Here is a 12,108-nt window from a genome sequence, read left to right on the forward strand (position 1 = left end):
TCTCTAGCCAGCTCATGGACAACCTTTACTTAGTCATGGCTATCACAATTAGACAACCATCTTGGATTCGTAACAAATTAGACCGAATTAAATCACAAGTCTGCCAGACTTGGGATAAAAAACTGGTACTACCTATTCTGTCTCCGTACGCTTTGCGCCGAGTATGCTCTCGGATTCCATCACCTGATCGGGCAAAAACAAAGGCCCTATCGGCGGGCGTGGTAAGCCATATTGATCCGGATAATCCACCTCGACCAAATACAAACCTTCCGCTTTGGCCGTCGCGGCCGCCAAGGTACGATCTTTCTGTGCCAGTAGCCATGCGATCCACTCTGGCGGCTGTTCTTTACGACCGACAGCCATGAGGCTGCCCGCGATATTGCGCACCATGTGATGCACAAAGGCATTCGCTTTTATATCGATCACGATAAACCGCCCCTGACGCGTGACAGATAAATGCATCACATTCCGCCATGGCGAGTGAGATTGACATTGTGCCGCACGAAATGACGAGAAATCATTCTCACCTAGTAAGTACTGACCCGCTCGCGCCATTAAGGTTTCATCCAACTCGCTATGATAGTGACTGACACCTTTACCCAGTATCGCTGGGCGCAAAGAGTGGTTGTATATCACATAGCGATAGCGGCGTGCTGTCGCACTGAATCGCGCATGAAAATCGTCTGGAACAGGCGTGGCCCAACGTACGGCAATCGCATCAAGCAAGTTTGCATTCACTCCCATCGTCCAGGCTTTTAATGGCCGTTGGCTATCGCTATCAAAATGCACCACCTGTCCGGTGCCGTGGACTCCCGAATCGGTACGCCCCGCACATTGTACTGCCACAGGGTGATTAGCGACGGTCGACAAGGCCTTTTCCAAGTGTTCTTGGACACTGGTGACTTCTCGTTGCCTTTGCCAACCGTAAAACTGGGCGCCGTCATATTCAATGCCTAACGCGAATCTCATGCCTGTGCCTTTTTAGTTACTGCTCAACAAGGCGCAGCATTATACCCATAAAGCCGGCCTGTTGCAGGTCTTAACATCGACTGTCTATTCTGAGGCCTAATAAGCAATCAGGTAGCCTGTGCTACCTGATTGTGGTGTCACCTAAGTTGTTCAAGCAGTTGCCGAGCCTCTTGCTGCAAGGCCTTATTGCCTGACTGAATCACTTTTTCTAATAAGGAAATCGCGCCATCCATATCATTCATTTCCAAGTAAGCTTTCGCCAAGTCGAGATTGGTCGATGCCTCTGTGCTGGCGGTGTCGCCATCAACATCAATCGCACTAATGTCTTCTAACACATCAGGGAATTCATCCAACCCTACGTCAAGGTTCATCTCTGCCTTATCGGGATCAATATCTGGCGTCGAGCCGTCATCGCGCATAAGCTCTTCGATACTAATGTAGTCGTCATCTTCCTGCTCTTCGCCGATAAGCTCACTTTCAGCATCACCCTCACCGAGCAGATCATCATCCAAGGCCTGTTCCAGTTCAAAGGTTTCAAGCGAGGCCGGATCAATGGCGGGTTGTTGGCTCCAATCTTCACTTTCGGCTTCTGGCTCTGGCTCATTATCGGCTTGCCAAACCGCTGCTTCTTCGTCGGATAAAGCGGAAAGATCGAGAGGCTCATCGTCATCGGATTCCGATAGCAAGGCCTCCATATTCAGACCACCTACCTGGTGATCATCGTCATCCAGATCACTGATATTGCGTGTATCGCGCTCGGGCGCCTCAGAGGTTGGCGCATTGTCTTGCTGCTCATTGAGATAAGACTCGAGCTCTCGTTGTTCATCGAGTGCCGCCCCTAGCGCATCGTTTTCATCAAACTCACCCAAATCGTCTAACGACAGAGAATCAAACGTGTAATCACGTTCCTCTTTTGAGGTGGGCTCTGGCTCTGGCTCTGGCTCTGGCTCTGGCTCTGGCTCTGGCTCTGGCTCTGGCTCTGGCTCTGGCTCTGGCTCTGGCACGCTATCAAGTGCAGCTTGTTCTTCTTCGTCAACCGGTTCTGCATCTGCCAGTGCGGCTTCTTCGTCATATTCAGGCAGATTGGTTAAATCGAGTAAATCTTCCTCTTTAATATCATCGAGGTTTTCGCCTTGATCAGGCTGCTCGTCGGCGACGGGCGCTTCATCTGTATCGTTCTGAGCCTCGGCCTCGGGTTCCGCGGTATCCTCGGCGGCGTCATCCGGCTCAGCCGTTTCTTCGGGTTGAGCGTCTACCGGCTGATCATTCGCGATTGGCTCTTCGTCCACGTCATCCTGTGCGTCGTCGTCAGTCTCGGGCTCTGCAGTATCCTCGGCTGGCGCTTCGTCCGTGTCATCCTGTGCATCGTCGTCAGTATCGGGCTCCACAGTGTCCTCGGCTGGCTCTTCAGGCTCAGCGTCGGGCNGTGCATCGGGTTCAGCAGTGTCCTCTGCTGTCGCTTCGTCCGTGTCATCCTGTGCATCGTCGTCAGTCTCGGGCTCTGCAGTGTCATCGACTGACTCTTCGGGCTCAGCGTCGGGTGTGTCTTCAACCTCGGCGRCGTCATCCGATTCAGCCRTTTCTTCGGGTTGAGCGTCTTCTGGCTGATCATTCGCGATTGGCTCTTCGTCCACGTCATCCTGTGCATCGTCCTCAGTCTCGGGCTCTGCAGTGTCATCGACTGACTCTTCAGGCTCAGCGTCGGGTGTGTCTTCAACCTCGGCGGCGTCATCCGRCTCAGCCGTTTCTTCGGGTTGAGCGTCTACTGGCTGATCATTCGCGATTGGCTCTTCGTCCACGTCATCCTGTGCATCGGATTCAGCGGTATCCTCGCCTGGCGCTTCGTCCGTGTCATCCTGTACGTCATCGTCAGTCTCGGGCTCTGCAGTGTCATCGGCTGGCTCTTCAGGTGCAGTGTCGGATGTGTCTTCAATCTTGGCGGCGTCATCCGACTCAGCCGTTTCTTCGGGTTGAGCGTCTACTGGCTGATCATTCGCGATTGGATCTTCGTCCACGTCATCCTGTGCATCGTCCTCAGTCTCGGGCTCTGCAGCGTCATCGACTGGCTCTTCGGGCACAGTGTCGGATGTGTCTTCAACCTCGGCGGCGTCATCCGGCTCAGCCGTTTGTTCAGGTTGTTGGTCTGCTAGCGACTCGTCGGCGACGGGTGCTTCATCTGTATCGTTCTGAGCCTCGGCCTCGGGTTCCGCGGTATCCTCGGCTGACATTCCATCCGTATCATCCTGAGCTTCGGCCTCGGGCTCTGCAGTGTCATCGGCTGGCGCTTCATCCGTGTCACCCTGTGCATCGTCGTCAGTCTCGGGCTCTGCGGGCTGTTCTGCCTTACGGGGATCAGGCTCTGGTTCACCCTCTGATTCATAAAGCAGTTTTTCGAGTTCCGCTTCATTAGGATCACTGTCTTCAGCTTCTTCCCACAGTGCAGGATCATCTTCCTCCGCAAGTGGATCGGATTCGTCGTCGTCACCTAACACTTCCTCCAACAAGGCGTCAGAGTCTTCAAGGTGCGGATCATCGTTGTCTAATACTTCATCCAGTAAAGCATCACTGCTTTCATCAAACTCAGTCTCCGTATCATCTTGATCATTCAACCAGCTATCATCATCGTCATCATCATCACCGACAAGCTCATCAAGAAGCTCGGTCGTGTTGTCGAGCGAAACGCTGTCTTCGTCGTCATCATCTGATAAATCAATTTCTTGGCTGAGATCTAACGCTGGCTCATCGGCAAGGGCTGAGTCAAATAATGCATCATTCGGTGCTTGCTCTTCCGACGCTTCGCTTGATTCAGGGTTATCATCCGATGTCGCCTCAGTATCACTCTCTACGTTTGCTTCTGATTCACGCGTGGACTCAGAGGGTTCCTCCGACGTAGATTCAGTGCCCGATTCCCCGGCGAGCAAGGCGTCAATGTCATCTACATCACTGTCGTTACCTTCTTCTAGCGCTTTCGCCCACTCTGCTGCAAGCGCCTCGTCTGCGCTCATTTCCTCTTCAGGGAGGGCTGCGTCGTCGGTTTCACTTTCGCTGTCGGTCGACGTTTCGGTATCGGCAGGCGGTGTATCCGCCAATTCATCTAACGCACGCTCCATGTCCTCGAGTCCAATGGCATCGTCACTGGTTGGCGCAACGCTCGATTCGTTACCAGACATGTCGTCCAGTTCATCGTCAAGATTGAGATCATCAAGGTCCGTGTCATCACCGAATACCGTGTCATCACCAAATGCCACGTCTTCATCACTACGACCATCCTCAGTGATCTCTAACTCATCGTCAGATTGATCTTGGTGACTCTCCCCTTCCTGCTCATCTTCAGGATCGGGCACCATGATAACCGGCATATCATCTAGCTCATCATGGTCGAGTGAGGCGGGCTCGTCATGCTCTTCGTTTTGTTTCTTACGACGCGCCAAGAAGAAGAAAACCCCACCGGCTATTAATGCGCCAGGAATGATCGCGAACATGGCGAGCAGGAGTGGATTATCCAATAAAGAGTCGACCGCAGAGGGAGGCTGCGTCTCTTGTTTCGCCTGCTGCTGACGTTGTTGTTCTAGGAAAGCACGTATTTCCTGATTCAACTCGTCATCACTGCTCATTTTTTCTTTCAGCGCATTCAGTTCGTACTGAACTTCGGATAAGCGCACTTTGAGCACATGATTACTCTCAACCAAGCGGGTCATTTCTTGATCTGAGTTTTGTAGCTGCGATTGCAACGTTTCTACCACTTCAGGTTGTGGTGTCTTAGGCTCACTCGCTTCAGAGCCCTGTGCCTGCTCTGTTTCTGAGGCGCTTTGTTGCGATTCTGGTTCAGCTTGCTCGGGTTCGACTTGCTCTGATGCTTGAGCGTCAGGCTGGGTGACTTGATCACTCAATGGTGTCGTCGTTTGTGCTTGCTTACGTGCGTCATCAATTTCAAGACGATTTACGACATCTTGCGTACTTTCTCGTTCGATTTGCTCCAAGGTTGGCATCACTAATGTGCTACCTGGCTGCAAGCGATGGATATTATTATTGGCAAACGCGTCGGTATTGAGGCGGAAAATCGCGCCCAATGTTTGGTAAACACTGACTTGTGTATTGGGACGCATTTGCGTCGCAATCGACCACAAGGTTTCGTTTGCACCTGTTGGGCCATATTGCTGCGCGGATTGCACCGTAGGCGGTTGTTGTGCGGATGACGACTCAGTCGTCATTTCGTCTTGCGGGCCCAGAATACGAATGGCCGCCTCGACCGGTAAGGTAGACACACTGACGAGACTAATTGCCAATAACCCCACAACGGCAAGAAGATGCCGCCTCACTGTGTGCGAGATTATCGTCAATCGCGTTTGAGAAGAAGACTGTTCACTTTGCTGTGCGTTGGACACACCCGCACTCCCTATGGCAGAAATGGCCTCACTAAATATCTAACTATATCGGAAGCCATGCGAAAAACTGTAGTTTGATGATATAAAAGTGTGTTGTGCGATCAAACTGTGGGCGCTCTGCCTCAGTTTTGCCTCGATGATAGCATGCCCACACTTCGCGTATCGTCATCTGTGCAAATTTAATGCCTAAAAAAATACCCCATCAACGGATGGGGTATCAATCAAACTGACATGGTGATGCGTGGACCATCACGCTCTTGTCATCGTCACACGCTGTCGATTAAAGATAATCGCGCACTAAGACTTCAGCAATTTGAACCGTGTTGGTTGCGGCACCCTTACGCACATTGTCAGCAACCACCCAGAGGTTTAAACCATTTGGATGGCTAATGTCGTTACGGACCCGTCCCACAAGCACCTTGTCTGATCCCGTCCCTTCTTTGACTTGGGTTGGATACTCTTCGCCTTCAAAGACTTCAATATGCTCGTGCTGGCTAAGGATTGCCATCGCCTCTGTTGCGTCAATGGGTTGACGGCATTCGATATGCACCGCTTCTGCATGGCCATAAAAAACAGGCACACGCACACAAGTAGGGTTAACTCCAATCATCTCATCAGCGAAAATCTTTTGCGTTTCCCACACCATCTTCATTTCTTCTTTGGTGTAGCCGTTATCCATAAATTGATCGATCTGAGGCAAGCAATTGAAAGCAATTTGTTTGCTATAGAGCGAAGGTTCGGCATCTTGGCTATTGAGCAGTTTCACCGTTTGGCCTGCGAGTTCGTCGACACCCGACTTTCCAGATCCCGACACCGATTGATAGGTAGAGACGTTAATACGTTCGATCCCCACGGCATCGTAAATGGGTTTTAATGCGACCAGCATCTGAATCGTTGAGCAATTGGGATTTGCAATAATATTGCGGTTACGAAAATCACCAATCGCGGCTGGATTGACTTCCGGCACCACCAAGGGCACATCGAAATCATAGCGGAATTGTGAGGTATTATCGATCACCACCACTCCTGCTTCTGCGGCAATAGGCGCCCAATGTGCGGAGGTTTGCGCGCCTGCCGAAAACAAGCCAATTTGAACTTGGGTCCAATCAAAGGTGTCGACGTTTTGCACACGCAAACTTTCGCCTTTGAAGGTAATGGTTTCACCGGCACTGCGCTCGCTGGCAAGCAGGTGGAGAGTGCCAATAGGAAAATCGCGCTCTTCTAAAATGTCGATAATGGTACGGCCTACCGCACCTGTTGCGCCCAAAACCGCAACATCAAATGCTTGTGTCATGCGTGCTCCTCAATACTAAAGCCCAGCTTAGCCAGCGACTGTAACCCGAAATCAGCGTGTCCGGCTACCGTGATCGCACTGTACTCACGTCGATCCCAGTAATTTTTTCGTAATTGGTCAAAGGCTGTACGCTGTGCCGGTTTGTTCTCCCCTGCTTGTGTCATCGCTCGGCGAAAATCACTATCGTCGCGACGGATATCATAAACAAGTTGGGTTAACGCCATAAGATCAGTCTGCTGCCAAGGCGCGGCTAGTTGCACAGAAGGAATGGGCGCTGTCGGCAATAGCTCGGCGGCGTCAGCGCGCTGTGGTAACGATAAATGTTGGCATAAGGCATTAAACACCATGGTGGTACCGCGAGCTTTTCCTTCCAATCCATAGCCAGCGATATGTGGCGTTGCAAAGGTTAGCCGTTCGACCAAAGCAAGATCGACCTCGGGCTCATGCTCATACACGTCCAAAACTGCATCCATATCGCCTCGTGCCAGCCGTGTCTTAAGCGCTTGATTATCAACAATCGGGCCGCGTGCGGCATTAATCAAAATGCTTCCCGGTGCGAGTGCATTTAAACGAGCGTGATTCATCAAGTGATGAGTAGGGTGCTCACCAGTCGACGTCAGAGGCGTATGAAAGGTCACCACATCCGATTGTGCAATCAGCGTATCAATATCCACCATATCCGCGCGATTCTCACGCGCCTGACGCGGCGGATCGCAGAGCAAGGTTTTAATGCCCAGTGCAGCTAAACGATCAGCTAAGTAACTCCCAACGTGACCGACACCGACAATACCGACGGTTCGGTCGGTCAATTTAAATGCTTGCTGTTGCGCCAACACCAATAAGGCACTGATCACATATTCCGCGACCCCAACTTTGTTGCAGCCCGGCGCTGCCGTGGCATATACGCCTTGTGCTTGCAGTGCATCAAAATCAAGGTGATCTTCTCCCGCGGTCGCCGAGCCGACAAAGCGTAATTGCTTGGCACCTTTAATCAACGCGTGGTTAACATGCGTGACACTGCGCACCAACAAAGCGTCGGCATCTTGGATATCTTCCGCACCGATCGCCCGGCCAGGTAAGGCAACGACTTCACCTAATTGGCTAAACAATGCCTGGGCGTAGGGCATGTTTTCATCTACAACTATTTTCACGGTCAGCATCCTGTTTTTAACGTCGCGTACGAGCGCTGAAAAATAACGCCCATTGTATCGCCCTACCTGCAAGAAAACATCCGCCAAAAAGCATGCCCCCACGTCGGGCCAATAATAAAAAACCCGGCCGTGGCCGGGTCCATTGAGAACCTGAAAATAAGCGCGATATTAGCCGCGATACTTTTCAATCACCAAGGTGGCGTTCGTTCCGCCAAATCCGAAGCTGTTTGACATAACACGAGTGAGTGCTTGCTCACGTGGTTGTGTCACAATATCTAGCCCATCAGCGGCCGGATCCAAGTTATCAACATTGATACTCGGGGCGACAAAGCCGTGCGCCAGCATTAGCGTCGAGTAAATGGCTTCATGCGCCCCAGCAGCACCGAGTGCATGGCCTGTCATCGACTTGGTCGCGGAAATAGCAGGGCTCTTACCACCAAAGACTTCTTGGATGGCACCAAGCTCTTTGACATCACCCACTGGCGTTGACGTGCCATGGGTGTTGATATAATCCACCTCGCCATCAACATCTTGCATCGCCATGTTCATACAGCGCACCGCCCCTTCGCCGGATGGCGCGACCATATCATAGCCGTCAGACGTTGCCCCATAGCCGACAATTTCACCATAAATGGTGGCACCGCGCGCCAGCGCATGCTCAAGCTCTTCAACCACCAGCATACCGCCGCCGCCAGAAATCACGAAACCATCGCGATCGGCATCATAGGTACGTGACGCTTTTTGTGGATCATCATTGTATTTGGTTGAGAGTGCGCCCATGGCGTCAAACATCATGGTGAGTGACCAATCAAGCTCTTCGCCGCCACCAGCAAACACGACGTCTTGTTTACCCAATTGAATCAGCTCAAGCGCATGGCCAATACAGTGTGCCGATGTCGCACAGGCCGAGCTCATGGTGTAGTTGACCCCTTTAATTTGAAACGGGGTCGCCAAGCACGCTGAGACCGTGGATGACATAGTACGTGGCACCATATAAGGGCCGACGCGTTTTACACCTTTCTCGCGTAAGGTATCAACCGCCGTGACTTGGTTGACCGATGATGCGCCCCCAGAACCGGCAACTAGGCCCGTTCTCGGATTAGAAACTTGCTCAGGGGCTAAGCCTGAGTCTTCAATCGCCTGCTCCATGGCTAAATAGGCGAAGCCAGCCGCGTCCCCCATAAAGCGCATTTTTTTACGATCAATGTGGTCGGCTGGGTTAAGTTTGAGATCCCCCCAAACGTTGCTGCGCAGCTTCATATCTGCAAACTGCTGAGAGAAGTTAATGCCAGATTTCCCCGCTTTGAGCGACTCCAGCACTTCTTTGACGTTGTTACCAATACTGGAAACAATCCCCATGCCTGTAATGACAGCTCGTTTCATGATTCTTTCCTAGACGTTAATTTCGCAGTGGATGATAGCGTTTTTAAAGCTGATAAGTGGTCAGCTTTCCTTTCTATCAGTACAATTTCCATCTTCTCTTTCCTGTGTATGAGGCATTTGTGAGCACTCCCTCAATCGACCATGCAAAAATCAGCTGGAATGATACAGGTACGCCTGTTGCTGATCAGTTCGACGACGTCTACTTTTCCAATCACGACGGCTTAGCTGAGACGCGCTACGTGTTCCTGGGGCAAAATCAGTTACCCGAACGTTGGCATAMGGCAACTCAGTCACGCTTTGTGATTGCAGAAACCGGATTTGGGACCGGGCTAAACTTTCTCGCCACCTGGCATGCCTTTGACCAATTCCGCCATGCTAACCTTGATAGCACCGTCACGCACCTCCACTTTATCAGTTTTGAAAAGTACCCCTTGACCGTAGAAGATCTCGCGCGTGCCCATCAAGCTTGGCCCGAGCTTGCAAACTATGCTGAACAACTTCGCGCCCATTACCCCGTACCGTTAGCGGGTTGTCAACGTATTGTATTAGCTGATGGTCAGATTACACTCGATTTATGGTTTGGGGATATTAAAGATTGGTTACCACAAGTACCAACAGGTCAGAAAGGGATTGTTGATGCCTGGTATTTAGATGGTTTTGCCCCAAGCAAAAACCCTGAAATGTGGAACCAGGATTTATTTAATGGCATGGCAAGACTTGCGCGAGAGCAGTGTACCTGCGCGACTTTCACCGCGGCCGGCTTTGTCCGCCGTGGACTGATTGACGCCGGCTTTGACATGAAAAAGGTAAAAGGCTTTGGTCACAAGCGAGAAATGTTAGCGGGCGCTTTACCTGCTCGCCAAGCCACTGCCAGCCATCCACCTTGGTATGCGCGCACATCCGCCGCAACAGCGGATGACATTGCCATTATTGGCGGTGGTATTGCCAGTGCAGCCTTGATTAGCGCATTACTTCAGCGAGGCAAGCAAGTCACGCTTTATTGCCAAGACCCGCAGCCAGCGGCAGGCGCATCCGGAAATCAGCAAGGAGCGGTTTATCCACTCCTTAATGGTAACAACGACAACTTGAGTCAGTTTTTTGCGCCCGCTTTTTTATTTGCTCGGCAGTTTATTCGCCAACAGGCTGAACAAGGCATCGCCTTTGAACATGACTGGTGTGGTGTTACCCAACTAGGCTATGACAAGAAAAGCGCCTCTAAGCTCGAAAAAATGCTCCATGGCGCATTTCCTGAGGCACTGGTCATGCGCGTAAGCCAAGACGCAGTGACAGAAAAAGTGGGGGTAGAAACTGGGCATGCCGGTGTGTTTTACCCGCTGGGCGGCTGGCTCAGTCCGCAACAGTTTACCGCAGGCGTGATTGGTGCCGCTATCACCCGCGGACAGCTAAGCGCGCATTTTGATTGTCACATCAATGCGTTAACACAAACGGATAATGGTTGGACCCTGAGTACCGCCAACGGTGAGCTGTGTCACCAGAACGTGATTATCGCCAATGGGCACCAAGCGGATAACTTTGACCAAACGGCGCCCATTCCGGTTTACCCCGTGCGCGGCCAAGTGAGCCATGTTCCCACCAATGCTGACCTCCGCGCACTGAACACGGTGTTATGTTTTGAGGGCTATTTAACACCGGCAAATCAGGCTGGCGAACATTGCTTAGGCGCAAGCTATGCGCGCAACAATGCCGACCTTGAATTTCAATCGGCCGATCAGGTTGAAAACCAGCAGCGCTTAACCGACTGTATTGACACTGATTGGGCTCATCATGTACCTGTTGCCGAAACAGGACGCGTTGGTGTGCGCTGTGCCAGTCGCGACCACCTGCCATTTATCGGCAATGTGTGTAATTACGACGCACTACTTTGGGCCTACCAAACCCTGCAAAAAGACAAGGAAAAAGCCGGTTCCGTCCCTGTTTACCCTGGGCTATATTGCCTTCTGGGGCTTGGTTCTCGCGGTCTTACCTCCGCGCCTCTCGCCGCAGAAATCCTCGTCGCTCAGTTATGTGATGAGCCCTTGCCTTTGCCACAGTCAGTACTCGATACCCTGCACCCGGGACGCATGTGGGTCCGCAAACTGCTAAAAGGTAAAGCGGTGTAGCGAATGGTTAGTTATATACCGGTAAAAACAAGCAAGTGTGGGTAAAAACAACCAAGCCATCGTCGAGGCGATGGCTTGATAATCACTGGATACCGCAGAACAGGAGTTGAAAAGCGCAGTTATTAATAAGCGCGGTATTGCAATATTAAGCCGATTTTTCGACTTGTTGCTGAAGCAGATCCCAAAGCGCCCCGACCAAGCGTTGATCGCCCGGTGAGAGTTCACTCGCATTTTTCGACAAGCTAGTGTCCACGCGCGCTTTTAATGACGCCACTTCATCTATGCCCTCTAACTCACAATCCGCAGCCGCCAGCGAGACGTGGCCGCGTAAATAGCCACTCGCAAATAATTCATCGTCTGAGGCAGTGTCTACCATCTCATCGATTAATGCCAAAATGCGTGCTTCATAATCTTGAACTTTCATCTTATTAACCTTAGCTGGGCAACGTAAAGTCATCGGGCCCCAGAGCAGAGACACCGTAAAAGTCTCGCAAGGTATCAGAAAACTGCTTAGCGCGCACGGGCAAAGCCGAGCTTGCCTCTGCGTCAGATAAATAATCAATGACTTGATGACGGACTTTGCCCGCAAAGGCATGGCGATCGGGCTCTACACCACTTAAGTTGTCGCAGCTGACTTGAAAACGAAAGCCACAGCTTGCCGCAAGGATCCACTCTATCGCTTGAGGCTTCACTTCTACCGCTTCAAACGCGGCTTGCGTGTCAGCATCGCGGCCATCAGGGTGATACCAATAGCCATAATCTTCCAGTTGACGGCGTTTCTCACCGGCAATGGTCCAGTGTGCGAT

The 12,108-nt window shown here is 51.7% G+C and carries 8 protein-coding genes; 1 reads left to right on the top strand and 7 read right to left on the bottom strand.

The genetic code is table 11. From position 1 onward, the window contains the following. Positions 1-132: 132 nt before the first annotated feature. The 5 genes from truA to fabB all read right to left on the bottom strand — a co-directional run bounded on the left by truA (position 133) and on the right by fabB (position 9,182). Positions 133-969: a tRNA pseudouridine(38-40) synthase TruA gene (gene truA / locus BZG79_RS07250; protein WP_077669323.1), complete on the bottom strand. Its 837-nt coding sequence runs from the start codon at positions 967-969 to the stop codon at positions 133-135. Positions 970-1,106: 137 nt separating this feature from the next. Then, complete coding sequence (locus tag BZG79_RS07255; protein ID WP_199877601.1) at positions 1,107-5,354, bottom strand: FimV/HubP family polar landmark protein; 4,248 nt, start codon at positions 5,352-5,354, stop codon at positions 1,107-1,109. A gap of 280 nt (positions 5,355-5,634) precedes the next feature. Then, positions 5,635-6,648: an aspartate-semialdehyde dehydrogenase gene (locus BZG79_RS07260; protein WP_021023109.1), complete on the bottom strand. Its 1,014-nt coding sequence runs from the start codon at positions 6,646-6,648 to the stop codon at positions 5,635-5,637. Then, positions 6,645-7,799 (bottom strand): 4-phosphoerythronate dehydrogenase PdxB, encoded by a 1,155-nt coding sequence (gene pdxB / locus BZG79_RS07265; protein WP_077774071.1) that lies wholly within the window; start codon positions 7,797-7,799, stop codon positions 6,645-6,647. Before pdxB ends, BZG79_RS07260 begins: the two co-directional genes overlap by 4 nt. 168 nt (positions 7,800-7,967) lie before the next feature. Further along, entirely contained in the window at positions 7,968-9,182 is a 1,215-nt protein-coding gene (fabB, locus tag BZG79_RS07270; RefSeq protein WP_021023107.1) for a beta-ketoacyl-ACP synthase I, read from the bottom strand. Between the two features lie 119 nt (positions 9,183-9,301). Here fabB and mnmC point away from each other — a divergent pair, with 119 nt between their 5' ends. Further along, a complete protein-coding gene (gene mnmC, locus BZG79_RS07275) occupies positions 9,302-11,302 on the top strand; it encodes a bifunctional tRNA (5-methylaminomethyl-2-thiouridine)(34)-methyltransferase MnmD/FAD-dependent 5-carboxymethylaminomethyl-2-thiouridine(34) oxidoreductase MnmC (RefSeq protein WP_077774072.1) in 2,001 nt (666 codons plus the stop codon). 145 nt (positions 11,303-11,447) lie between these two features. Here mnmC and BZG79_RS07280 read toward each other — a convergent pair whose 3' ends face one another. Beyond that, positions 11,448-11,726, bottom strand: coding sequence for a YfcL family protein (locus BZG79_RS07280; protein ID WP_077774073.1), 279 nt, complete (start codon positions 11,724-11,726; stop codon positions 11,448-11,450). Between the two features lie 10 nt (positions 11,727-11,736). Beyond that, a partial coding sequence (locus BZG79_RS07285) for an elongation factor P hydroxylase (RefSeq protein WP_077774074.1) occupies positions 11,737-12,108 on the bottom strand: 372 nt, incomplete at its 5' end.

This window comes from Salinivibrio sp. MA427 (assembly GCF_001996115.1).
Classification (GTDB): Bacteria; Pseudomonadota; Gammaproteobacteria; order Enterobacterales; family Vibrionaceae; genus Salinivibrio; species Salinivibrio costicola.